Here is a 21,945-nt window from a genome sequence, read left to right on the forward strand (position 1 = left end):
TGTTTGCGCGCCTCACAACGCAATGGTTTTGGGGACTTGATGATGAAGAAGTATCTGTCGATGCTGCTGGTCGGCGTCACGGCATTGGTTGCAGTCGGCGCGGCGCAGGCCGGTGCCATCGATGACGCGGTCAAGCGTGGCACGCTGAAAGTCGGCATGGACCCGACCTACATGCCGTTCGAAATGACTAACAAGCGCGGCGAGATCATCGGTTTCGAAGTCGACATCCTCAAAGCCATGTCGAAGGCCATGGGCGTCAAGCTGGAGCTGGTGTCCACCGGCTACGACGGCATCATCCCGGCCCTGATGACCGACAAGTTCGACATGATCGGCAGCGGCATGACCCTGACTCAAGAGCGCAACCTGCGCCTGAATTTCAGCGAACCGTTCATCGTGGTTGGCCAGACCCTGCTGATCCGCAACGAGCTCGAAGGCACCATCAAGTCCTATAAAGACCTGAACACCGCTGACTATCGCATCACCTCCAAGCTGGGCACCACTGGCGAGATGGTCGCGAAAAAACTGATCGCCAAAGCCAAGTACCACGGTTACGACAACGAACAGGAAGCCGTGCTCGACGTCGTCAATGGCAAGGCGGACGCGTTCATCTACGACGCACCGTACAACGTAGTGGCGGTGAACAAGGTCGGTGCCGGAAAACTGGTATTCCTCGACAAGCCGTTCACCTATGAGCCGCTGGCCTTCGGTCTGAAGAAGGGTGACTTTGACAGCATCAACTTCATCAACAACTTCCTGCACCAGATCCACGAAGACGGCACCTACGATCGAATCCATGACAAGTGGTTCAAAGACACCGCTTGGCTCAAGGACATGGAATAAGGCCGTCAGCTAGACCGCGTCGCCGCCATCGCCAGCAGGCTGGCTCCCACAGGAGATTTGTGTACGCCGCAGATCCAATGTGGGAGCCAGCCTGCTGGCGATGGCGGCTTCCCTGGCGACATAACTTTCGGATTTCGCTAAACCCATGAAACAGAAAAAAGCCCAATGGCCGTGGCACGTATTAACCGTGCTGCTGCTGATCGGCCTGGCCGGCGCGTTGTATTACGCCACCTCGCTGATGTCCTACGAATGGCGTTGGAACCGCGTGCCGCAATACTTCGCGTACCACGCCGAAGAGTCCCAGCGCGCCGCCGACATCTCTACCGTCAGCGAACTGGTGCGCAAGGGCGATAAAGCCGAAGTCACCCTGCGCAATGACGCGGGCGATGAGCAGCACCTGACTGTTGATGACAACAGTCTTCAAGTTGCCCAAGGCGATGACGTCGCTGAAGGCGATGTGATCGGCGTCACCCGTCATTGGGCCGCAGGACCGCTGATGTGGGGATTGTGGACCACCTTATGGTTATCAGTGGTGTCCGGCGTGCTGGGTCTGTTGATCGGTCTCGCTACGGGGTTGTGTCGTCTGTCGAATAACCCCACCTTGCGCGATCTCTCGACGATCTACGTTGAGCTGGTGCGCGGCACGCCGTTGCTGGTGCAGATCTTCATTTTCTACTTCTTCATCGGCACCGTGATGAACCTGTCACGGGAGTTCGCCGGGATCGCCGCGCTGTCGTTGTTCACCGGTGCCTATGTGGCGGAGATCATCCGCTCCGGCGTGCAGTCCATCGCCCGTGGCCAGAACGAAGCCGCGCGCTCCCTGGGCTTGAGCGCAGGCCAGTCGATGCGCCACGTGGTGCTGCCGCAGGCGTTGAAACGCGTGCTGCCGCCGCTGGCGGGGCAGTTCATCAGCCTGGTCAAGGACACCTCGCTGGTGTCGGTGATCGCGATTACCGAGCTGCTTAAAAGCGGTCGTGAAGTCATCACCACCTCGTTCTCACCTTTCGAAATCCTGTTCTGTGTGGCTGGGCTGTACCTGTTGATCAACCTGCCGCTGTCGAAAGTCGCCAGCCGGCTTGAGCGGAGGCTCGCGCAAAGTGATTGAAGTCCGCAATCTGGTAAAAGTCTTCGACACCCGTGGCCAGGTGGTTCGCGCGGTGGATGACGTCACCACGCAAGTGGCCAAGGGCGAAGTGCTGGTGGTCATCGGCCCTTCGGGTTCCGGCAAATCGACGTTCCTGCGCTGCCTCAACGGCCTGGAAGCATTCGATTCAGGCTCGGTGAGCATCGACGGGCTGCAACTGGCCGATTCGAAAACCGATGTGAACGCTTATCGCCGCGAAGTCGGCATGGTGTTCCAGCACTTCAACCTGTTCCCGCACATGACCGTGCTGGAAAACCTTTGCCTGGCCCAGAAAGTCGTGCGCAAGCGCGGCAAGAAAGAGCGCGAGGCCAAGGCCATGGTGTTGCTGGAAAAAGTTGGTATTGCGCAGAAGGCCAATGAGTTTCCATCACGGCTGTCCGGCGGTCAGCAGCAACGTGTGGCGATTGCTCGTGCGTTGGCCATGGAGCCCAAGGTGATGCTGTTCGATGAACCGACCTCGGCGCTTGACCCGGAGATGGTCGGCGAAGTGCTGGACGTCATGAAAACCCTGGCCGTGGAAGGCATGACGATGGTGTGTGTCACCCACGAAATGGGTTTTGCGCGGGAAGTGGCGGATCGGGTGTTGTTCTTCGATCACGGCAAATTGCTGGAAGATGCTTCGCCGGCCGAGTTCTTCGATGCACCGAAGGACCCGCGGGCCCAAGCCTTCTTGCGCCAGGTTCTGTAATTTCATCGGCTGAAAAACCGCTATCGCGAGCAGGCTCACTCCCACAGGGTTAGGCGCCAGACACAAAATTTGTGTACGCCGCCGATCAAAGTGGGAGCGAGCCTGCTCGCGATGGCATCACCTCGGTCCCAAGCGAACCGAGGCATCCGCATCACCTTAAACCTTGAATCTGCCCACCAGCATCTGCAAATGCGTCCCCAGCCGCGCCAGCTCAACGCTGGAGGCTGCGGTCTCTTCACTGGCTGCCGAGGTCTGTTCCGACACATCGCGCACGTTCAGCACGCTGCGGTTGATCTCTTCAGCCACTGCGGTTTGCTGCTCGGCAGCGGCGGCAATCTGCTGGTTCATCGACTGGATCGCCGACACGGTACGCGTGATGCTTTCCAGCGAGCTGCCGGCACGGCGCGTCAGCTCGACGCTGCTGTCGGTCAGGCTGCGGCTGTTGTCCATGATGGTCGCGACTTGCTGGGTGCCGGTTTGCAGGCCGACGATCAGTTCTTCGATTTCTTCGGTGGACTTCTGGGTGCGCTGGGCGAGGCTACGGACTTCGTCGGCGACCACCGCAAAACCACGTCCGGCCTCACCGGCCCGAGCGGCTTCGATGGCCGCGTTGAGCGCCAGCAGGTTGGTCTGTTGGGCGACGGATTTGATCACGTCGAGCACGCTGCCGATCTTGTCGCTCTCGCGTTTCAGATCGCTCATGGCGGCGGTGGAGTTGCCGACTTCGAGGGCCAGGCGCTCGATCTGAGCGATGGCTTCGCCGACGACCTTGTCACCTTCACGCGCCTGCTGGTCGGCGGCGACGGCGGCTTCAGAGGCTTCTTCGGCGTTACGCGCCACCTCCTGAACCGTGGCGGTCATTTCGTTCATGGCGGTCGCCACCTGGTCGGTCTCGACCTTCTGGCTGTTGACCCCGGCGCTGGTCTGCTCGGTCACGGCGGACAGTTCTTCGGCGGCGCTGGCAATTTGCGTGACGCCATTACTGATGCCGCCGATCAGTTCGCGCAGACCCAAAGTCATGCTCTGCATGGCGCGCTGGAGCTGGCCCAGTTCATCGCGGCGTTCAGAGATGAGGTTTTGCGTCAGGTCGCCCGCTGCGACGCGTTCGGCCACTTTAAGGGTCTGGTTCAACGGGATCACGATCTGGCGAGTGATGGCCCATGCAGCGAGCAAACCAAACGCCAAGGCCAGAACGGTCGCCATCAGCAGCAGGTCTTTGGCGTGCGCAGCGTCGGTGTCACGCACGATGGTTTGCGATACGGTCAGTTTTTTGCTGACATCGAGCAGGATGTCCCCTTGCGCGGCCATTTGCTTGAGGGCGGCGGCGCTGGTGACCTGCGAGTCGCGGAATTGGCTGACGGCGGCGCGGTAGGCTTTAAGCGAATCCGTCGCCTGCTGCAGGTTGGCGATATGTTGCTCAGGCAGTTTGGCCGGCAGGCTTTCGAGGTTTTTCAGCGCGTTGTCGATGGCGTCCAGCGCAGGTTGCTCAGCCTCGGTTTTGCCGCTGTAGGTATAGCCGCGAACCTGGAAGCGCGCTTGCTGAATCAGCTTGCTCAGGTCGATCACGCTGTTGAAGTCGGCAACACTGTTGCCTTGCAGCATGGACTTTTCGACTTCGGCGACGCGGGCCACGGCGTTGTCGGCGGTTGCACCGAGTTTGCTGCGGGCATCTTCGCGATTCGCTCCGGCCTGGACCATGGTGCCGAACGCTTGCTTGTACTGGCTGACGGCGGCCAGTTGCTGGTCGATCATCGCCACGTCGTCTGGCTGTTCGATCAATTTGCGCGCGGTTTGCAGACCGGCATCGAGCTGGCCCAACAAGTCGTTGACGGCGCCCGGGCCTTGTTCGCCTCGGCGCATTTCGTAGTCCAGGCGAGCCAGACGCAGGTCTTTGGTTCGGTCATTGAGGCTGGCGATGAACCCGAGCTTGTCGCCACGGCTCATCACGCCCGTCAGGCCGGTCCAGCCCGTGAAGGTGATCAGCAACGTTAGCAGCAGCACCAGACCGAAGCCGATCCCCAGTTTGCGATTGACGCTTACATTTCCCAGACTCTCGGCTAGCCAACGGTACATGCTGCAACTCCCTCGGACCACGCATTGGTTTTATGAGGGCTATATCGGCAGGTGAGCACGAATCTGTAGGCGTATGCGTTGGCTGGGACGATGAATTTCCCTGTGGGAGTGAGCCTGCTCGCGATGGCGGACGGTCAGTCAACAGAAGGTCAACTGGCAGTCCGCCATCGCGAGCAGGCTCGCTCCCACAGGTTCTGTGTCGAACGTTAAGCCCGAGTTAGAAAAGACGTGCGAGCAGGGCTGTGACGGCGGTTTCGACGCGCAGGATGCGCTCACCCAGTTGCACCGGTTGCAGGCCAGACTTGGCCAGCAGATCAATTTCGTAAGGAATCCAGCCACCTTCGGGGCCGATGGCCAGGGTCACCGGCTCATCCAGGCCGCGGGGGCAGGGCGGATAGTTGCCGGGATGGCCGACGAGGCCGAGGGTGCCCTCGCTGATGGCGGGCAGGCGATCCTCGACGAACGGCTTGAAGCGTTTCTCGATAACGATGTCCGGCAGCACGCTGTCCCGGGCCTGTTCGAGGCCGAGGATCAACTGTTCGCGAATCGCCTCGGGTTCAAGGAACGGCGTTTGCCAGAAGCTCTTCTCGACGCGATAGCTGTTCACCAGGATGATTCGTGGCACACCCATGGCCGCTACGGTCTGAAACACCCTGCGCAGCATTTTGGGCCTTGGCAGGGCCAACACCAGTGTCAGCGGCAGCTTGGCCGGTGGCGGCTGGTCGAGGGTGACGCGCAGTTCGGCTTCATCGGCCTCCAGGCGCAGCACTTCGGCGGAGCCCATCAGCCCGCCGATGCGCCCGACCCGCATGCTGTCACCGACGACGCAGCGATGGACTTCCTGCATGTGCGTCAACCGGCGATCACGCAGGATCGCTCGGTCGGCCGCAATGAAGTCGGCCTCTTCGAGGAGCAACAGATTCACGGCTGGGTCGCTGGCGGCTGGTCGTTGTGATCGTCTGCCGGCTGGTCGTCCGGATGCTCGCCGCGTTTGCTGATCAAACCGCCGAACAGCACGCCGATTTCAAACAACAGCCACATCGGCACCGCCAGCAAGGTCTGCGAGAAGATGTCCGGCGGCGTCAGGATCATGCCGACCACGAAGCAGCCGATGACCACATACGGGCGGATTTTCTTCAGGTATTTGACGTCGACCACGCCGATCCACACCAACAGCACCACGGCCACCGGAATCTCGAACGCCACGCCGAAGGCGAAGAACAGCGTCATGACGAAATCGAGGTAGCTGGTGATGTCGGTCATCATTTCCACGCCGGCCGGGGTGGCAGCGGCGAAGAATTTGAAGATCAGCGGGAACACCAGGTAATAGGCGAACGCCATGCCGGTGTAGAACAGCACAATGCTGGACATCAGCAATGGCACCGCAATGCGCTTCTCATGCTTGTACAGGCCTGGCGCGATGAAGCCCCAGATCTGATGCAGGATTACCGGGATCGCCAGGAACAGCGAGACCATCATCGTCAGCTTCAGTGGCGTCAGGAACGGCGACGACACGTCAGTGGCGATCATCGTCGCGCCGGCCGGCAGGTACGCACGCAATGGCGTGGAGACGAAGGTGTAGATCTGCTGGGTGAACGCAAACAGCCCGGCGAAGATGATGAAAATCGCCGCTACGCAACGCAGCAGACGGGTACGCAGCTCGGTGAGGTGCGAAACCAGCGGCATGTGCTGGTCGTTTTCAGGGAGATCGCTCATGGGGCTCGCGGCGGCAGTGTTGGGTCATGAGGGGCTGGCGCAACAGGCGCAGCCGCAGGCGTAACGGGTTCAACCGGCGTTGCTGCAACAACGGGCGCAGGTTCGGCGGCCACTGCAACAGGTGCAGCGGCTGGAGCCTGAATCGTCTGCTCTGCCACGGGCTCAACCGGCGGGACCGGTGTCGCGTCCTGCTGAGTCGGCGTGAAAATCTTCCGCGCCTCCTGTTCCAGCGACAGAATGTGCTCGTTGTGCAGTTGCCGACGGATCTCGTCGGCACCGATTTCACGTTCAACTTCCTGTTTGATCGCGTTGAAGCTGCGCTTCAGGCGGCCGACCCACAGGCCGGCGGTGCGCGCAGCACCCGGCAAACGCTCGGGGCCCAGCACCAGCAGGGCAACGAGGCCGACGAGCAGCAGTTCAGAGAAGCTGATACCAAACATTAGTCAGTGCTCACACGTCTTTGCGGATTGGCTCTTCGACTTTTTGCGCCTGCACATCGATGGTGTGCGGCTGGTTCACGGACTGCGTGGTCTGCGGCTGAACCGGTGGAACCGGTTGGGCCGGGTTCACCGTCGGGTCAACCGGCTTTTCTTCGTCGCTCATGGCTTTCTTGAAACCCTTGATCGACTCGCCCACGTCAGTGCCGAGGTTTTTCAGTTTTTTGGTGCCGAACACCAGCACGACAACAACCAGGATGACGATCCAGTGTTTCCAGTCAAAAATGCCCATGTTGCTGCTCCTCTCTAATAATTGTTCAGGCGGACGGGCGCGAGGCTTTCTCGGCGTGTCCGGACAGACCGAAACGACGGTCCAGTTCATCGAGTACAGCCTGAGGATGCTGCCCCAGTTGGGCGAGCATTACCATGCTGTGGAACCACAAATCGGCGGTCTCGTAGATCACATCGCTGCAGTCGCCGCTGATGGCGGCATCCTTGGCGGCAATGATGGTTTCGACCGACTCTTCGCCGACTTTTTCCAGAATCTTGTTCAAGCCCTTGTGGTACAGGCTGGCGACATACGAGCTGTCGGCGGCGGCGCCTTTGCGCTCTTCCAGTACCTGGGCCAGACGGGTCAGCGTGTCACTCATGGGTGTGTCCTGCGCTATAGATGGCGTGCGGGTCTTTGAGCACCGGGTCGACGGTTTTCCAGTCGCCGTTCTCGAAGACACGGTAGAAGCAACTCTGGCGGCCGGTATGGCAGGCGATGTCACCGATCTGCTCGACCATCAGGATGATCACGTCGGCGTCACAGTCCAGGCGCATCTCATGCAGCGTCTGCACATGGCCGGACTCTTCGCCCTTGCGCCACAGCTTGCCGCGCGAACGTGACCAGTAAATGGCGCGGTTCTCGGCAGCGGTCAATTCCAGTGCTTCGCGGTTCATCCAGGCCATCATCAGGACGCGCCCGGTTTTGTGATCCTGTGCGATCGCCGGCACCAGGCCATCGGCATCCCACTTGATCTCGTCCAGCCAGTTTTTCATCTTCGACTCCGACAGCGGGTTCCACACTTCATGAGCAGAACCCAAGCGTTCAAACAGTGTGCCAGTGCGCGGCACAACTGGCTATCGGCGAACGACCAGATACAAGCCGACGGCCATCATGATTCCGGCCGGCCAGTAAGCCAGTTCGTTCAGCGGTCCACCGATGGCGAGTATCGCGCCACCCGCCAGGTGGGCGGTGCCCAGCAATCGCAGGAACCAATCATCCCGGCGCCTGTGCCACGGTGGCGGTGGGTCATAGGCATGGGGCTGCGACATCCGTTCGAGCAGGTCGCGGGCCATGTTGGCCAAATGCGGGAGCTGCTCGAATTGGCTCTGTACGTTGCCAAGCAAGGCCTTTGGGCTGACCCGCTCGCGCATCCAGCGTTCCAGGAACGGCTGGGCGGTGTTCCACAGGTCCAGCTCCGGGTACAGCTGACGGCCCAGGCCTTCGATGTTCAACAGGGTTTTTTGCAGCAAAACGAGCTGCGGCTGCACTTCCATGTTGAAGCGTCGAGCGGTCTGGAACAGGCGCATCAGCACCTGGCCGAAAGAAATATCTTTTAACGGCTTTTCGAAGATCGGTTCGCACACGGTACGGATCGCCGCTTCGAACTCGTTGAGTTTGGTTTCCGCCGGCACCCAGCCCGAATCGATGTGCAATTGCGCCACACGACGGTAATCGCGCTTGAAGAAGGCGAACAGGTTGCGCGCCAGGTAATCCTGGTCTTCCGGGGTGAGGCTGCCGACGATGCCGCAGTCGATCGCAATGTACTGCGGGCTCCACGGGTTCACGGTGCTGACAAAGATGTTGCCCGGGTGCATGTCGGCGTGAAAGAAACTGTCGCGGAAAACCTGGGTGAAGAAAATCTCCACGCCACGTTCGGCGAGCATTTTCATGTCGGTGCGCTGGTCGGCCAGGGTCGCGAGGTCAGTGACCTGAATCCCGTAGATGCGCTCCATCACCAGCACTTTCGGCCGGCACCAGTCCCAATAGACTTGTGGCACATAAAGCAGCGGCGAGCCTTCGAAGTTGCGCTTCAGCTGGCTGGCGTTCGCCGCTTCGCGCAGCAGGTCGAGTTCGTCGTAGATGGTTTTTTCGTAGTCCTGGACCACGTCCACCGGGTGCAGCAGACGCGCGTCGGCCGAAAGTTTCTCGGCGGCGCGGGCGAGAATGAACAGCCACGCCAGGTCCTGGGCGATGATCGGTTTGAGGCCCGGGCGGATCACCTTGACCACCACTTCTTCACCGGTTTTCAGCTGCGCGGCATGCACCTGTGCCACCGAGGCCGAGGCCAGCGGCTCGACGTCGAAGCGGCTGAACACTTCGCTGATCTTTTTGCCCAGCTGTTCTTCGATCAGATTGACCGACACCTGCGAGTCGAATGGCGGCACACGGTCCTGAAGTTTCATCAGTTCATCGGCGATGTCTTCCGGCAGCAAGTCGCGGCGCGTCGAAAGGATCTGCCCGAACTTGATGAAAATCGGCCCGAGGTCCTGCAGCGCCAGGCGCAATCGCGCGCCACGGCTGAGGTCCAGCGTCTTGCGCGGGAACCAGCGCCACGGCAACACGTAGCGCAGCGCCAGCAGAAACCAGGGCAGTGGCAGGGCGAACAGCAGGTCATCGAGGCGGTAGCGAATCACAACGCGCTGGATGCGCAACAAACGGCGGACGGCAAGCAGCTTCATGCGTTATCGCTTGGGTCGAGGGATCGGGAAAGGCGCTCGAAACGCGCCTCGAGACGTTCCAGATCGAGTTTGATCTGGTCCAGTTCACTGAAACGGGCTTCGGCTTCGCGCTGACCGACGAGGGTGCGCGATTCTTCAGCCAGGTATTCGCCCAGGTTCTGATTGAGGCTGGCGAACCCCTGCTGATACCAGCGAGCGCGACTGCGAAGGTGACCGCCAACCAGTTGCGTTGCGACCGGTCCCAGCCAGCGCGAGAGCTCGTATTCCCAGTCCAGCTCAAGGTCCTGAAGGATCGCCGCCAGTTCCAGCAGCACGCCGCTGTCGCCGTCGAGTTCGACTTCAGGGCCATGCAGGACCGAGGTCTTGTCCTTGCTCATCGCCAGTTTCAACAGGCTGGAGGCCGGTGCACGCAAGGTGCAATCGGCGCCGGTTTCCCAGTGAGCGGCGAGCATCAAGCCTTCATCGCTGGGCAGGATGAACAGTTGCAGCGCCGGACTGCGGCAATCGACGGCAATCACTCTGCCACTCAAATGCGCCAGTCGCGGCAGCGCCGTGCTGTCGAGACGCAGCACCCGGTTCAGGCCGAGTTCAACGCTGGCGAGCAGGCCGGCCAGCAGCATCAGGGTTTGATGCCGCGGTGCAGGGCGACGATGCCTGCGGTCATGTTGTGGTAGGTCACGCGGTCGAAACCGGCTTCGACCATCATCGACTTCAGGGTTTCCTGGTTCGGGTGCATGCGGATCGATTCGGCCAGGTAGCGATAGCTTTCCGAGTCGTTGGTGATCAGCTTGCCCATCAACGGCATGAAGGCGAACGAATAGGCGTCGTAGGCTTTGGACATCAACGCGTTGGTCGGTTTGGAGAATTCCAGCACCAGCAGACGGCCGCCCGGTTTCAGCACGCGCAACATCGAGCGCAGGGCATCTTCTTTGTGGGTGACGTTACGCAGGCCGAAGGCGATGGTGACGCAATCGAAATGGTTGTCCGGGAACGGCAGTTTTTCAGCATCGGCCTGAACGAATTCGACGTTGCCGGCCACACCCAGATCCAGCAGGCGGTCGCGACCGACCTTGAGCATGGACTCGTTGATGTCGGCCAACACCACTTGCCCGGTCGGGCCCACGAGGTGCGAGAATTTCTTGGTCAGGTCGCCCGTGCCGCCGGCGATGTCGAGCACGCGATTACCGGTGCGAACACCTGACAACTCGATCGCGAAACGCTTCCACAGACGGTGCATGCCACCCGACAGGAGGTCGTTCATCAAGTCGTATTTGGCGGCTACCGAGTGGAAAACCTCGGCGACTTTTTCCGCTTTTTGGCTTTCCGGAACGTTTTTGAAACCGAAGTGAGTGGTGGGTTCGGCATCGCTGCCTTTGCGCTGATCAGTCATATCGCTGTCACCAGAAGAGAATGCGGGACATTCTAATCCCGGTGGCCTGCTTTGTCTTGGCAAGGCTGAAGGTAAGATGGACTACCACGGGGACGTTTTGCCGCAGTGACGGTCAAGATGCTTCAGGAAAGTACTCATAAAGCAGGAGTTATTTGATGGCCCGTATTAGTGTTGAACGTGCCCACGGCCTGGGTAAGGAAGCTGCCCGAGAGAAGGCCGAGAAGCTGGCACAGAAGCTGTCCGAGCAATATGGCCTGGAGCCGCAGTGGTCCGGCGACACCCTGAACCTCAAGCGTTCCGGTGTTAAAGGTGCGGTGCATGTGGGTGAGGATTCGATCAAGGTTGATGTCGAGTTGGGTCTGTTGATGTCAGCCATGAGCGGCACCATCAAATCGGAAATCGAAAAGGCCCTCGATAAAGCACTGGCCTGATTTCCTAATTGAACCACATCCCCTGTGGGAGCCAGCCTGCTGGCGATTGCGGTGTCATCAGTCAGCATTGATGTTGATGGAAAAATCGCTATCGCCAGCAGGCTGGCTCCCACATTTGTTTTAAGGTGTGCCCGAAGTTTTATGTCAGTTGTTAGGGTGCCGTTTCTAATTTTTCTCCCTACTTTGTGCCTGAGCCCGACACTTTCGCGGGCAGTTCCTCAAACCTTCTGCGCGTGAGGTGCACCATGGCCAAAGTTATTTTGAAGAAAAAAATCGACGCTTCGACAACCGCTCTGAGCGACGTCAAATCCTATGCCCGCAAGATCTGGCTGGCAGGCCTGGGTGCCTACACCAAGGTCGGCCACGAGGGCAGCGAATACTTTCAAGAGTTGATCAAAGCGGGTCAAACTGTTGAAAAGAAAGGCAAAAAAGTGGTGGCCGAGAAGCTTGAAGCCGCTAACTCAGAGATCGAAGAAGCCAAGAGTGAAGTGAGTACTTTCAAAGGCAAGGTTGAGCTTCAACTCGACAAGGTCGAGAAGGCTTTTGACTCGCGTGTCGCAAGTGCCTTGAATCGTATCGGCATTCCGTCTAAACATGACGTTGAGACACTCTCTGCTAAGCTCGATGAGCTGACGGCATTGCTCGAACGCGTCGCGCGTAAATCTTAAGGAGAACGGGATGGCTGGCAAAAAGAACACCGAAAAAGAAGGCAGCTCGTGGATCGGGAAAGTTGAAGACTACTCCCGCAAAATCTGGCTGGCTGGTTTAGGCGTGTACTCGAAGATCGACACTGACGGCAGCAAGCTCTTCGATACATTGGTTAAAGACGGCGAGAAAGCCGAGAAGCTCACCAAAAGCGCTGTTGGCAAGAAAGTCGATGCCGCCAAGGACACCGCTTCGTCGGCCAAGTCGCGTATCAGCGATGTTAAAGACCGTGCACTGGGCAAGTGGGATGAGCTGGAAGGCGCGTTCGACAAGCGCCTGAACAGCGCCATTTCGCGCCTGGGTGTACCAAGCCGCAATGAAGTGAAAGCGCTGCACAGCAAGGTCGATACCCTGACCAAGCAAATCGAAAAACTCACCGGTGCCAAGGTTGCGCCTGTTGCGGCTAAAACCGCGGCAGCCAAACCTGCGGCGAAAACCGCTGCCAAGCCGCTGGCAAAAGTTGCCGCTAAACCGGCTGCCAAGCCAGCGGCCAAAACGGCTGCAGCCAAACCTGCTGCCAAGGCAGCCGCCAAACCGGTTGCGGCGAAAACAGCTGCAAAACCTGCAGCCAAGCCTGCGGCAAAAACCGCAGCCGCGAAGCCGGCAGTCAAGCCAGCAGCAAAACCTGCCGCAGCGAAGAAACCGGCAGTGAAAAAGCCGGCAGCGCCGAAAGCCGCTGCACCGAAACCAGCAGTGGCTGCCGCCAAACCGGCAGCTCCGGTCAGCGCATCGAACTCCGCTGCCGCACCGACCCCTGCTGTCACCCCGACTGCCGCGCCAGCTCCTTCGACGCCAACCAGTCAGTCCTGATTTTTTCAGGGCTCAAGAAAACGCCCGGCCTGCAAAGGTCGGGCGTTTTTGTTTGTGAATGTTTTTCCCGGTACGCCGTAAATTCCTGTGGGAGCTAGCCTGCTAGCGATAGCGGTTCATCAGTCAACAGCAATGTCGGCGGATAAATCGCTATCGCTAGCAGGCTAGCTCCCACAGGGTGCGGCGGTGTTCAGGGGTTAATCGTGTTCTTCGAGGTACTGCAAAGCCAACTGCTCCGTCGCGACCTTGATCGGCGGCAGCAAGTGCGGCGCCACTAGCATCATGATCTGGTAGACCACCAGCCTCACCTCACCCTCTCGATCCAGAATCCGCTGATAGTCGAGCGAGAACAGCAGCGTCATGGTGATCTGTTCCACCAACTGCCCCAACGCCTGCGTGTCGCTGACCAACTGCCCTTGAGCTTTGAGCCGCGCGAGCAATGAAGCCAGCGTGCGTTTGAGTGCATTGAGCAGATTGCGGATGCCCTTGGCCAGTTTTGGCAAGCGCCCGGCCAGGTTCGACAGGTCCTGGAACAAAAACCGGTAATGGGCCAGACGTTCAACGATCAGGTGCAGGAACAGCCAGTAATCCTCCGGGGCCAGTTCCACATCGGCCGGGGGATCAAGCAGTGGCACAAGCTCTGCCTGGAAGCGCTCGAACAGTCCGAGAATCAACGGTTCCTTGCCGTGGAAGTGGTAGTAGAGGTTGCCTGGGCTGATCCCCATTTCATTGGCAACTTCCATGGTAGAGACGTTGGGTTCGCCCTTCTGATTGAACAACTGCAGGGCACATTCGAGGATCCGGTCGCGGGTTTTCATCCAGTCTTCTTAATGGTCGAGTCATGCCACGGCAGACGTGTGCCGTGGTGAGTGGTCCGTCAGCGCACACGCACGTAAGTGCCGGGTGCCGCCTCCATCGGTGGATAGTTCTGGTTACCCAGGGCCATGTGGGTTTCCTTCAGCGCGCCCGAGCGCTGCTGAATCCAGGCCAGCCATTGGGTCCACCAACTGCCGTCGACTTGTTTGGCGTCGTAATACCAGGCCCTTGGGTCGCTGCTCAGTTTCGCGCTCTCGACGAAGTTGGCTTTGGGGTTGCTCGGCGGGTTGAGGATGCTCTGCACGTGGCCGCTGTTTGAAAGAACGAAGCGCCGCTCTCCGCCCAGCAACAGTGTCGAGCGATACACCGCGTCCCACGGCGTGATGTGGTCGTTGATGCCGGCCACGCTGAAACTGTCGACGGTGACTTTCTGCAAGTCGATCGGTGTGCCGCACACTTCAAGACCGCCCGGATGACTCAACGGGTTGTGCTTGAAGAAATCCAGCAGGTCGCCATGAAAGGCTGCTGGCAGGCGGGTGTTGTCGTTGTTCCAGTAGAGAATGTCGAACGCCGGCGGCTCCTTGCCCAGCAGGTAGTTGTTGACGAAATAACTCCAGATCAAATCGTTGGGGCGCATCCAGGCGAACACCTTGGCCATGTCGCGGCCGTCCAGCACGCCTTTCTGATAAGAACGACGCTTGGCCGCTTCCAGCGTCTGCTCGTCGGCAAACAGTGTCGCTGGAGAATCCATCTGACTGTCCAGGAGGCTGACCAGATACGTCGCGCTGGACACCCGCCGCAGCTGCCGCTTGGCCTGCAAGTGCCCTTGCAGGGCGGCGATGGTCAGCCCGCCTGCGCAAGCGCCCATCAGGTTGACCTCGCGGGCACCGGTGATGGCGCGACAGACATTCATGGCTTCTTCAACGGCTTCTACGTAGGACGACAGCCCCCACTCGCGATGCCGAACGTCCGGGTTGCGCCAGCTGATCATGAAGGTCTGCAGGCCGTTCTTCAGGGCGAACTGGACGAAGCTGTTGTGTGGGCTCAGGTCGAAAATGTAGTACTTGTTGATCTGCGGAGGCACCACCAGCAGCGGCTTGGAATATTGCTTTTCGCTCATCGGCTTGTACTGGATCAGCTCCAGCAGTTCATTGCGAAACACCACGGAGCCGGTGGTGGTTGCGACGGTTTTTCCGACCTCGAAAGAGTGCTTGGTAACCTGTCTGGGCAGTCCATCGTTGTGCAGGAAGTCGTCGACGAGATGGCCGAGGCCACGCACCAGGCTGTTGCCGCCGGAATTAAAGATTTCCTTGATCGCCAGTGGATTGAGCAAGGTGTTGGACGGCGCTACGGCGTCGTTGAGCAAGGCAAAGGCAAAGTGCGCGCGGGCGAGGTCGTCGGGCGCCATGCCGCTTTCGTCGATCCAGCTTTTGACCTGTTTCTGCCAGCTCAGGTAGGCCTGCAAGCTGCGGCGATAAAAAGGGTTGAGGCTCCACGCCGGGTCGGCAAAACGACTGTCCTGCGGGTTGATGGGGTGCAGGGTTTCACCCAGCAGTACGCGACCCAACTGACCGCCCAGCTTCAAGGCATGGCGGGCGCTGTGCACCGGGTGGCGCAAACCGTGGGATGCCACACTGCGCAAGGTCGATAAAAGATCCTGGCCACGCAGGCCGGTAATTGCACTCTGTGCGTTGATGAACGCGGCAGGCGTGGGCAAAAGGTCCCTAGCTGGTCTTTCGCGCATGAATCAACACTCCTTCGTCTTCAGGCCAAAAACAAATACACGAACCAGAACACCATAGACGCTGTAACGGGTTGTTGCGCGGCGCGGCGTCCTGCCGGCCGACAACGGGCCGGTTAACCGCCCGATGGCGCCGGATGCGGATGCATCACGGCGCGCTGACGCTCCTCCTCGAGAAATTTCATGATGATCGGTGCCACGGCTTCAGCGCGGGTAATCAAGAACAGATGCCCGTCATCGATGATGTGCAACTGGGCATTGGGAATCCGCCAGGCCAGCATGCGCATGTTGATCAGCGGGATCAGTGGATCGTCATCGCCGGCCAGTACCAGGGTTGGCTGATTGATCTTGTGCAGCCAGTGAATGCTGGTCCAGCCGAATCCGGCGAACAGCTGCCAGTAGTAACCGAGCTTGCCCGCCGAACGGACCTTCGCCGCATGGCTGGCGGCCAGCGTCGGATCGCGCCGGAACGAGCCGCCGTAGATCATCGGTGCAATACGAATCACATGGGATGGCTGGATATAGCGCCGTGGGCTGGCCATCATCCACAGCACTTTCGGTTTGCCCGGTACCATCACGGCGCCGGCTGCAGTGGCGGCGAGCACGAGCTTCTTGCAGCGTTCGGGATAGTCATAGGCGAATTGCTGGGCGAGGGCGCCTCCCCAGGAAACGCCGATGACGTTGACTTGCCCGTAGTCGAGGTAGTCGAGCATCCGCGCCGTGAGTTTGGCCAGGCCCGGAAAGCGGTATGGCCGATTGGGTGTGGATGATCCGCCGACACCGGGGACGTCGAACGCGATGACTTCCAGGTCCGGGTCCAGCGCCGCGACAAACGGAAACACCAGCTCCAGGTTGGCGCCGATGCCGTTGAAAATAAGCAAGGGCGTCAAATGAGGCTTGCCGGGACGTACTGCCGTGCGGAGGGTCTGGCCATCCAGGTCGACGGTACGGAATATGAAAGGTTGCGGCATGGCTTCAAGCCCTGTGGGTTAATTCATCCCCGAAACCTTGTGGGAGCGGGCTCGCCCGCGATAGCGGTGTATCAGTCAGCACATTGGCTGAGGCTGCCGCCGTCATCGCGGGCAAGCCCGCTCCCACAGGGATCGAGGTGTGTCGGTTACCGCTCGTGTACGTAAGTGCCTGGCGCTGCCTCGCCTGCCGGGTAGGTTTTATTGCCAAGGCTTGCCGGGGTTTTTTTCAATTTGCCCGAACGCTCGGCTTGCCACGCCTGCCAGTGCAGCCACCAGGAGTCGGTGTGCTTGGTGGAGTTTTCTTGCCAGTCCTCGGCTTTGACCGGCATCTCGGAGCTGGTCATATAACGTGACTTCGGATTGCCCGGCGGGTTCAGAATGCTCTGGATATGCCCGCTGCTTGACAGCACGAACTCGACCTTGCCGCCAAACAGCTGCGCCGACTTGTAGCAGGACTTCCACGGGGTGATGTGGTCGTTGGTGCCGGCCAGGGAAAAGATGTCGGCGGTGACCTGTTTCAGGTCGATGGGCGTGCCGCACACTTCCAGTGCGTTGGGTCGGATCAGTGGATTGTTTTTGAACATCTCGATCAGGTCGCCGTGGAATGCGGCGGGCAATCGGGTGGTGTCGTTGTTCCAGAACAGGATGTCGAACACCGGCGGCTCGTTGCCGAGCAGATAGTTGTTGACCCAGTAGTTCCAGATCAAATCGTTGGGGCGCATCCAGGCGAAGACTTTCGCCATGTCGCGGCCTTCCAGCACGCCGGCCTGGTAGGAATGGCGCTTGGCGGCTTCGAGGGTTTGTTCATCAACGAACAGTGCTACGTCGCTGTCCAGGGTCGTGTCCAGCACGCTGACCAGCAAGGTCAGGGCGTTGACCTTCTTCTCGCCGATCGCAGCGTAGTGGCCCAGCAGCGCGGTGCAGGTAATGCCGCCGGAGCAAGCACCGAGCATGTTCACGTCTTTGCTGCCGGTGATCGCCATCACCACGTCGACCGCTTCCTTGAGCGCTTCGATGTAGGTCGACAGACCCCACTCACGCTGTTCCTTGGTCGGGTTGCGCCAGCTGACGATGAAGGTCTGCACATTGTTGCGCAGGCAGAAACGCGCCAGGCTCTTGTCCGGGCTCAGGTCGAATACATAGAACTTGTTGATCTGCGGCGGCACCACCAGTAGCGGACGCTCATGCACCTGCTCGGTGATCGGGCGGTACTGGATCAGCTCCAGTACGTCGTTGCGGAACACCACCGCACCTTCGGTCACGCCCAGGCTCTTGCCGACTTCGAAGGCACCCATGTTGACCTGGCTCGGCATGCCGCCGTTGTGCACCAGGTCCTTGGCAAGGTGCGAGAGGCCGTCGAGCAGGCTCTTGCCGCCGGTTTCAAAGAAGCGCTTGACCGCCGCCGGGTTGGCCGCACTGTTGGTCGGGGCCATGGCTTCGGTCATGAGGTTGATCACGAAATGCCCGCGACTGACGTCTTTGGGCGGCAGGTTGCTCTCGTCGATCCAGGCGTGGAGCTCCTTGCGCCACGCCAGGTAAGTTTGCAAATAACGCTTATAGAGCGGGTTCTGGCTCCAGGCCGGATCGGCAAAACGACGGTCATCGCTTGTAGGTTGAAGCTCGGATTTACCGAATAACACGTTCTTCAGTTCAAGGCCGAAATGGGCGACATGCTTTGCACTGTGAATCGGTTGCTTGATGGCCTGCCTGAGCACCATCCGAGCGGACGCCAGAAGATCCTTTCCACGCAGCCCAACGACAGGATTCAGCCCCAAGGTGTTTTCCGAGGCTTGATACTTCAAGTCATCGTTATTCTTGTTACTCATCTACGACGCTCCATTGTCCTGAGACGAGTACCTGGGTCCAGCTGTGTAGTCGCACACAGCCAAGGCCAGGTACTACTGCTCGGGTGACCGTTAATTCTGCATCGCTGCTTTTTTCAATCGCAGAGAGCACTGCAGGGAACTTGCCAGCTCCATTGGTTACCCGAGTTTAATTTTTTTCGCAAGCGGGCCAATCAGTGACCCAGGAGCGGAGCATTCAAACAGATGGAATTAGAAAATGCCCTCTAAAGAGCAAGAGGCCTGACTTAGAGCATCAGCTTGACGACGGACTGGCTCGGGTCGCGGGTTTTTCCGGCGGCTTTGAGTTCCGCAAGATAGTCATCCCAAAGTGCGTCCTGGCGCCGCCCGAGTTCGTACAGATATTCCCAAGTGAACAGGCCGCTGTCGTGGCCATCGTCGAAGGTCAATTTCAGTGCGTACTGACCGGCCGGTTCTACCTTGGTCAGGCCTACGCCGATCTTGCCAAATTGCAGGATAGGTTTGCCGTGGCCCTGGACCTCGGCGGAAGGAGAGTGCACGCGCAGGAACTCGGCGGGCAGGTGATATTCCTCGCCGGACGCGTATTTCAGCGACAGGGTTTTGGAGGCTTTGTGCAACTTGATATCGGTGGGAATCATGACTGGATGTCCGCTTTGTGAAGATCCTTGTGGGAGCGAGCTTGCTCGCGATTGCGGTATCACATTCAACATCAATATCGAATGAGATGGCCTCATCGCGAGCAAGCTCGCTCCCACAGGTTCTCCATCACTGTAAGAGTTGCTTACAGGATATAACGGGACAGGTCTTCGTTTTGCGCCAATTCACCCAAGTGGCTGTTGACGTAGTCGGCGTCGATCATGATCACCTTGTCGTCGTGGGCGCTGGCCAGGTCGCCGGCGCTGAACGACACCTCTTCGAGCAGACGCTCGAGCAAGGTGTGCAGGCGGCGGGCACCGATGTTCTCGGTCTTCTCGTTGACCTGCCAGGCGATCTCGGCGATGCGCTTGATGCCGTCCGGCTGGAACTCGATGGACAGGCCTTCGGTTTTCAGCAAGGCGCAATATTGCTCGGTGAGCGAGGCGTGCGGCTCGCTGAGAATGCGCTCGAAATCTTCAGGCGTCAGCGCCTTCAATTCGACACGAATTGGCAGACGACCTTGCAGCTCAGGCACCAGGTCGCTCGGCTTGCTCAGGTGGAACGCGCCGGAAGCGATGAACAGGATGTGGTCGGTCTTGACCATGCCCAGCTTGGTGTTGACGGTGCAGCCTTCGATCAAAGGCAGCAAGTCGCGCTGCACGCCTTCGCGGGACACGTCGACTCCGCCGGAGTTACCGCGCTTGGCGACTTTGTCGATTTCGTCGATGAACACAATGCCGTGCTGTTCGACCGCTTCCAGGGCCTTGGCCTTCAACTCATCATCGTTGACCAGGCGGCTGGCTTCTTCGTCACGCACCAGTTTCAGCGCTTCCTTGACCTTGATCTTGCGGCTCTTGCGTTTGCCCTTGCCCATATTGGCAAACAGGCTCTGCAACTGATTGGTCATTTCTTCCATGCCCGGTGGCGCGGAGATGTCGACGCCGGCCATTTCGGCGACTTCGATTTCGATCTCCTTGTCATCCAGCTGGCCTTCACGCAGGCGCTTGCGGAACAGCTGGCGAGTGTTGGAATCGGAAGAAGACGGCGCGTCGTCATTGCTGAAGCCCATGCGCGCCGGTGGCAGCAGGGCGTCGAGGATGCGGTCTTCGGCGGCGTCTTCGGCGCGGTGGCGAACCTTGGTCATTTCCTGTTCGCGCAGCAATTTGATGGCGGCATCGGCCAGGTCACGAATGATCGATTCGACGTCGCGACCGACGTAGCCTACTTCGGTGAACTTGGTGGCTTCGACTTTGATGAACGGCGCGTTGGCGAGTTTGGCCAGGCGACGGGCGATCTCGGTTTTACCGACACCGGTCGGGCCGATCATCAGGATGTTCTTGGGGGTAACTTCAACGCGCAGCTCTTCCGGCAGCTGCATCCGGCGCCAGCGGTTACGCAGCGCGATGGCGACGGCGCGCTTGGCATCGTCCTGGCCGATGATATGGCGATTGAGTTCGTGGACGATTTCACGGGGAGTCATGGACATAGTAATTGGCGGTCCTCAAGCAAAAGTGAGCCGTGGCACTAAGGCCGGAACAGGCTTACTCCGCGAGGTCCTGCTCCTCAATGGTAAAGGTGTGGTTGGTGAATACGCAGATGTCGCCGGCGATGCCGAGAGCGGTTTCGACGATTTCCCGGGCCGACAGATCGGTTTTCTTCAGCAAGGCGCTGGCGGCAGCCTGGGCGTAACCGCCACCGGAACCCATGGCGATCAAGCCTTGCTCGGGCTCAACCACGTCGCCGTTGCCGGTGATGATCAGAGACGCGTCTTTGTTGGCGACCGCGAGCATGGCTTCGAGGCGGCTGAGGGAGCGGTCAGTGCGCCATTCTTTGGCGAGTTCGACAGCGGCGCGAACCAAGTGGCCTTGATGTTTCTCAAGCTGGCCTTCGAAGCGCTCGAAGAGCGTGAAGGCGTCAGCGGTGGCCCCGGCAAAACCGGCGATAACCTGGCCGTGGTACAGGCGGCGAACTTTCTTCGCGTTGCCTTTCATCACGGTATTGCCAAGAGAAACCTGGCCGTCGCCGCCCATGACGACTTTGCCGTGGCGGCGAACTGAAACGATGGTGGTCAAAGGGAGAGTCTCCACGCAGCGGGGCGAAAATGCCTTATGCAAACTCATATGGGGGTGGTGGCGCGTATTTCAACTGTGGGGCAGGAGAGGGGACGAGCGGTTGATCGTTCCCACGCTCTGCGTGGGAATGAATCTTGGGACGCTCTGCGTCCAGTGACGCGGAGCGTCACGGGCTGCATTCCCACGCGGAACGTGGGAACGATCGGAGGTGGGTCAGCGGTTCTGACGTTGTTGTAACAACAGGTTGCTGAAGCCGGCGCCGGCCAGTTGTTTCTGCGCGGTGGTCAGTTGCTCGCGGTTGCTGAACGGTCCCACCAGCACCCGATACCAGGTTTCGTCTTTAACGGTGCCGGATTCAACCGCCACCGCCTGGCCCAGCAGAATGATCTGTGCCCGGACCTTGTCCGCGTCGGCTTGCTTGCGGAAGGAACCCGCCTGCAAGAAGAACTTGGTCACTGGCGCCGCTTTCGACACCGGTGGTGCTGGCGGCGGCGTGATCCCGGCCAGTGCGGCCTGAGCGCGCTGTGTGTCGATCTTCGCCGCCTGCTCCGGTGTGACCGGCGTGGTCGGAACGGCTGGCACTTGCGGCGACGGCAGGGTTTTCTCCGGCACGGCATCCGGTGGCACGATCACTTCCGATTCCGGCAGCAGGGTATAGAAGTCGTACTTGGGCTTGACCGGTTGCGTCGGGCTCGGCGGCGTCTTGTTGGCCTCGGCGATTTTCGTCGCTTTCTGCTGCTCGATCTTCTCGCGCTTGACGCTTTCGCTGCCCTTGCCCGGTTCCAGCTTCATCAGGAACACAACGAACGCACCGACCGTCAGGCCGATGGCCATCCACAACCAACCCGGGATCGGTTGCTTTGCAGGGGCTTGGTAACGGCTGGCGCCACGCTTGGGTGCAGGTTTTTTCTTGGCAGCCAAC

24 protein-coding genes and 1 pseudogene are annotated in these 21,945 nt (G+C 59.7%); 6 read left to right on the plus strand and 19 right to left on the minus strand.

The features are described 5' to 3' along the window. The first annotated feature begins 42 nt into the window (after positions 1–42). The 3 genes from QRN31_RS18115 (at position 43) to QRN31_RS18125 (ending at position 2,672) form a co-directional block, all read left to right on the plus strand. On the plus strand, positions 43–840 hold the full coding sequence (locus tag QRN31_RS18115; protein WP_285433536.1) for a transporter substrate-binding domain-containing protein: 798 nt from the start codon (positions 43–45) through the stop codon (positions 838–840). A 145-nt stretch (positions 841–985) separates the two neighbouring features. Beyond that, positions 986–1,945 carry an amino acid ABC transporter permease gene (locus tag QRN31_RS18120; RefSeq protein WP_285433538.1) on the plus strand — a complete coding sequence of 320 codons (960 nt, stop codon included), beginning with the start codon at positions 986–988 and terminating at the stop codon, positions 1,943–1,945. Then, positions 1,938–2,672 (plus strand): amino acid ABC transporter ATP-binding protein, encoded by a 735-nt coding sequence (locus tag QRN31_RS18125; RefSeq protein ID WP_285433539.1) that lies wholly within the window; start codon positions 1,938–1,940, stop codon positions 2,670–2,672. Before QRN31_RS18120 ends, QRN31_RS18125 begins: the two co-directional genes overlap by 8 nt. Before the next feature lie 156 nt (positions 2,673–2,828). Here QRN31_RS18125 and QRN31_RS31615 read toward each other — a convergent pair whose 3' ends face one another. From QRN31_RS31615 to ubiE, 11 genes and pseudogenes are all read right to left on the minus strand, one after another. Next, positions 2,829–3,701, minus strand: a complete 873-nt coding sequence (locus QRN31_RS31615) for a methyl-accepting chemotaxis protein (protein WP_502942501.1) — start codon at positions 3,699–3,701, stop codon at positions 2,829–2,831. Beyond that, positions 3,687–4,745, minus strand: a pseudogene (locus tag QRN31_RS31620) (methyl-accepting chemotaxis protein); the annotation flags it as partial. The pseudogene QRN31_RS31620 and the gene QRN31_RS31615, both read right to left, overlap by 15 nt. Before the next feature lie 217 nt (positions 4,746–4,962). After that, on the minus strand, positions 4,963–5,670 hold the full coding sequence (locus QRN31_RS18135) for a 16S rRNA (uracil(1498)-N(3))-methyltransferase (protein WP_285433542.1): 708 nt from the start codon (positions 5,668–5,670) through the stop codon (positions 4,963–4,965). Beyond that, positions 5,667–6,461, minus strand: coding sequence for a twin-arginine translocase subunit TatC (gene tatC / locus QRN31_RS18140; RefSeq protein ID WP_090176639.1), 795 nt, complete (start codon positions 6,459–6,461; stop codon positions 5,667–5,669). The genes QRN31_RS18135 and tatC overlap by 4 nt, the downstream gene beginning before the upstream one ends. Beyond that, positions 6,458–6,901 (minus strand): Sec-independent protein translocase protein TatB, encoded by a 444-nt coding sequence (tatB, locus tag QRN31_RS18145; protein ID WP_285433543.1) that lies wholly within the window; start codon positions 6,899–6,901, stop codon positions 6,458–6,460. The genes tatC and tatB overlap by 4 nt, the downstream gene beginning before the upstream one ends. A gap of 10 nt (positions 6,902–6,911) precedes the next feature. After that, on the minus strand, positions 6,912–7,190 hold the full coding sequence (locus QRN31_RS18150) for a twin-arginine translocase TatA/TatE family subunit (RefSeq protein WP_285433544.1): 279 nt from the start codon (positions 7,188–7,190) through the stop codon (positions 6,912–6,914). Between the two features lie 25 nt (positions 7,191–7,215). Next, entirely contained in the window at positions 7,216–7,548 is a 333-nt protein-coding gene (locus QRN31_RS18155) for a phosphoribosyl-ATP diphosphatase (RefSeq protein WP_007899279.1), read from the minus strand. Further along, positions 7,541–7,942 carry a phosphoribosyl-AMP cyclohydrolase gene (hisI, locus tag QRN31_RS18160; RefSeq protein WP_007899278.1) on the minus strand — a complete coding sequence of 134 codons (402 nt, stop codon included), beginning with the start codon at positions 7,940–7,942 and terminating at the stop codon, positions 7,541–7,543. Before hisI ends, QRN31_RS18155 begins: the two co-directional genes overlap by 8 nt. An 81-nt stretch (positions 7,943–8,023) precedes the next feature. Further along, a complete protein-coding gene (gene ubiB / locus QRN31_RS18165; protein ID WP_285433549.1) occupies positions 8,024–9,628 on the minus strand; it encodes a ubiquinone biosynthesis regulatory protein kinase UbiB in 1,605 nt (534 codons plus the stop codon). After that, positions 9,625–10,248, minus strand: coding sequence for a ubiquinone biosynthesis accessory factor UbiJ (locus QRN31_RS18170; protein ID WP_222589417.1), 624 nt, complete (start codon positions 10,246–10,248; stop codon positions 9,625–9,627). The genes ubiB and QRN31_RS18170 overlap by 4 nt, the downstream gene beginning before the upstream one ends. Then, the gene (ubiE, locus tag QRN31_RS18175) at positions 10,248–11,018 is read right to left on the minus strand and encodes a bifunctional demethylmenaquinone methyltransferase/2-methoxy-6-polyprenyl-1,4-benzoquinol methylase UbiE (RefSeq protein WP_007948968.1); all 771 of its coding nucleotides are present in this window, start codon (positions 11,016–11,018) and stop codon (positions 10,248–10,250) included. The genes QRN31_RS18170 and ubiE overlap by 1 nt, the downstream gene beginning before the upstream one ends. 155 nt (positions 11,019–11,173) lie before the next feature. On the opposite strand from ubiE, the gene QRN31_RS18180 reads away from it, so the two are divergent. The 3 genes from QRN31_RS18180 to QRN31_RS18190 all read left to right on the plus strand — a co-directional run bounded on the left by QRN31_RS18180 (position 11,174) and on the right by QRN31_RS18190 (position 12,964). Then, on the plus strand, positions 11,174–11,449 hold the full coding sequence (locus QRN31_RS18180; protein WP_090176623.1) for a polyhydroxyalkanoic acid system family protein: 276 nt from the start codon (positions 11,174–11,176) through the stop codon (positions 11,447–11,449). A gap of 245 nt (positions 11,450–11,694) precedes the next feature. Next, positions 11,695–12,117, plus strand: a complete 423-nt coding sequence (locus QRN31_RS18185) for a phasin family protein (RefSeq protein ID WP_090176620.1) — start codon at positions 11,695–11,697, stop codon at positions 12,115–12,117. Between the two features lie 10 nt (positions 12,118–12,127). Next, positions 12,128–12,964, plus strand: a complete 837-nt coding sequence (locus tag QRN31_RS18190) for a phasin family protein (RefSeq protein WP_285433555.1) — start codon at positions 12,128–12,130, stop codon at positions 12,962–12,964. Between the two features lie 197 nt (positions 12,965–13,161). Here QRN31_RS18190 and QRN31_RS18195 read toward each other — a convergent pair whose 3' ends face one another. The 8 genes from QRN31_RS18195 to QRN31_RS18230 form a co-directional block, all read right to left on the minus strand. Then, positions 13,162–13,782 carry a TetR/AcrR family transcriptional regulator gene (locus tag QRN31_RS18195; RefSeq protein ID WP_285433557.1) on the minus strand — a complete coding sequence of 207 codons (621 nt, stop codon included), beginning with the start codon at positions 13,780–13,782 and terminating at the stop codon, positions 13,162–13,164. A gap of 59 nt (positions 13,783–13,841) precedes the next feature. Continuing rightward, positions 13,842–15,524 carry a class II poly(R)-hydroxyalkanoic acid synthase gene (gene phaC, locus QRN31_RS18200; protein WP_285433558.1) on the minus strand — a complete coding sequence of 561 codons (1,683 nt, stop codon included), beginning with the start codon at positions 15,522–15,524 and terminating at the stop codon, positions 13,842–13,844. A 113-nt stretch (positions 15,525–15,637) separates the two neighbouring features. Continuing rightward, complete coding sequence (gene phaZ, locus QRN31_RS18205) at positions 15,638–16,492, minus strand: poly(3-hydroxyalkanoate) depolymerase (protein ID WP_285433559.1); 855 nt, start codon at positions 16,490–16,492, stop codon at positions 15,638–15,640. A 146-nt stretch (positions 16,493–16,638) separates the two neighbouring features. After that, complete coding sequence (phaC, locus tag QRN31_RS18210) at positions 16,639–18,318, minus strand: class II poly(R)-hydroxyalkanoic acid synthase (protein WP_285433561.1); 1,680 nt, start codon at positions 18,316–18,318, stop codon at positions 16,639–16,641. A gap of 263 nt (positions 18,319–18,581) precedes the next feature. Further along, the gene (locus tag QRN31_RS18215; protein ID WP_285433563.1) at positions 18,582–18,953 is read right to left on the minus strand and encodes a gamma-butyrobetaine hydroxylase family protein; all 372 of its coding nucleotides are present in this window, start codon (positions 18,951–18,953) and stop codon (positions 18,582–18,584) included. 143 nt (positions 18,954–19,096) lie between these two features. Next, a complete protein-coding gene (gene hslU, locus QRN31_RS18220; RefSeq protein ID WP_208670444.1) occupies positions 19,097–20,437 on the minus strand; it encodes an ATP-dependent protease ATPase subunit HslU in 1,341 nt (446 codons plus the stop codon). Positions 20,438–20,492: 55 nt separating this feature from the next. After that, positions 20,493–21,023, minus strand: coding sequence for an ATP-dependent protease subunit HslV (hslV, locus tag QRN31_RS18225; protein WP_090176604.1), 531 nt, complete (start codon positions 21,021–21,023; stop codon positions 20,493–20,495). A 213-nt stretch (positions 21,024–21,236) separates the two neighbouring features. Beyond that, positions 21,237–21,944, minus strand: coding sequence for an SPOR domain-containing protein (locus tag QRN31_RS18230; RefSeq protein WP_222589425.1), 708 nt, complete (start codon positions 21,942–21,944; stop codon positions 21,237–21,239). Position 21,945 lies beyond the last annotated feature (1 nt).

The organism is Pseudomonas sp. fls2-241-R2A-110 (assembly GCF_030209165.1).
Lineage (GTDB): Bacteria > Pseudomonadota > Gammaproteobacteria > Pseudomonadales > Pseudomonadaceae > Aquipseudomonas.

Excerpts from the sequence above, each read along its gene's own strand:
- QRN31_RS18115 (WP_285433536.1), top strand. The coding sequence starts at position 43 with ATGAAGAAGTATCTGTCGATGCTGCTGGTCGGCGTCACGGCATTGGTT.
- QRN31_RS18120 (WP_285433538.1), top strand. The coding sequence starts at position 986 with ATGAAACAGAAAAAAGCCCAATGGCCGTGGCACGTATTAACCGTGCTG.
- QRN31_RS31615 (WP_502942501.1), bottom strand. The coding sequence starts at position 3,701 with ATGCAGAGCATGACTTTGGGTCTGCGCGAACTGATCGGCGGCATCAGT.
- tatC (WP_090176639.1), bottom strand. The coding sequence starts at position 6,461 with ATGAGCGATCTCCCTGAAAACGACCAGCACATGCCGCTGGTTTCGCAC.
- tatB (WP_285433543.1), bottom strand. The coding sequence starts at position 6,901 with ATGTTTGGTATCAGCTTCTCTGAACTGCTGCTCGTCGGCCTCGTTGCC.
- QRN31_RS18150 (WP_285433544.1), bottom strand. The coding sequence starts at position 7,190 with ATGGGCATTTTTGACTGGAAACACTGGATCGTCATCCTGGTTGTTGTC.
- QRN31_RS18155 (WP_007899279.1), bottom strand. The coding sequence starts at position 7,548 with ATGAGTGACACGCTGACCCGTCTGGCCCAGGTACTGGAAGAGCGCAAA.
- hisI (WP_007899278.1), bottom strand. The coding sequence starts at position 7,942 with ATGAAAAACTGGCTGGACGAGATCAAGTGGGATGCCGATGGCCTGGTG.
- ubiB (WP_285433549.1), bottom strand. The coding sequence starts at position 9,628 with ATGAAGCTGCTTGCCGTCCGCCGTTTGTTGCGCATCCAGCGCGTTGTG.
- QRN31_RS18170 (WP_222589417.1), bottom strand. The coding sequence starts at position 10,248 with ATGCTGCTGGCCGGCCTGCTCGCCAGCGTTGAACTCGGCCTGAACCGG.
- ubiE (WP_007948968.1), bottom strand. The coding sequence starts at position 11,018 with ATGACTGATCAGCGCAAAGGCAGCGATGCCGAACCCACCACTCACTTC.
- QRN31_RS18180 (WP_090176623.1), top strand. The coding sequence starts at position 11,174 with ATGGCCCGTATTAGTGTTGAACGTGCCCACGGCCTGGGTAAGGAAGCT.
- QRN31_RS18185 (WP_090176620.1), top strand. The coding sequence starts at position 11,695 with ATGGCCAAAGTTATTTTGAAGAAAAAAATCGACGCTTCGACAACCGCT.
- QRN31_RS18190 (WP_285433555.1), top strand. The coding sequence starts at position 12,128 with ATGGCTGGCAAAAAGAACACCGAAAAAGAAGGCAGCTCGTGGATCGGG.
- QRN31_RS18195 (WP_285433557.1), bottom strand. The coding sequence starts at position 13,782 with ATGAAAACCCGCGACCGGATCCTCGAATGTGCCCTGCAGTTGTTCAAT.
- phaC (WP_285433558.1), bottom strand. The coding sequence starts at position 15,524 with ATGCGCGAAAGACCAGCTAGGGACCTTTTGCCCACGCCTGCCGCGTTC.
- phaZ (WP_285433559.1), bottom strand. The coding sequence starts at position 16,492 with ATGCCGCAACCTTTCATATTCCGTACCGTCGACCTGGATGGCCAGACC.
- phaC (WP_285433561.1), bottom strand. The coding sequence starts at position 18,318 with ATGAGTAACAAGAATAACGATGACTTGAAGTATCAAGCCTCGGAAAAC.
- QRN31_RS18215 (WP_285433563.1), bottom strand. The coding sequence starts at position 18,953 with ATGATTCCCACCGATATCAAGTTGCACAAAGCCTCCAAAACCCTGTCG.
- hslU (WP_208670444.1), bottom strand. The coding sequence starts at position 20,437 with ATGTCCATGACTCCCCGTGAAATCGTCCACGAACTCAATCGCCATATC.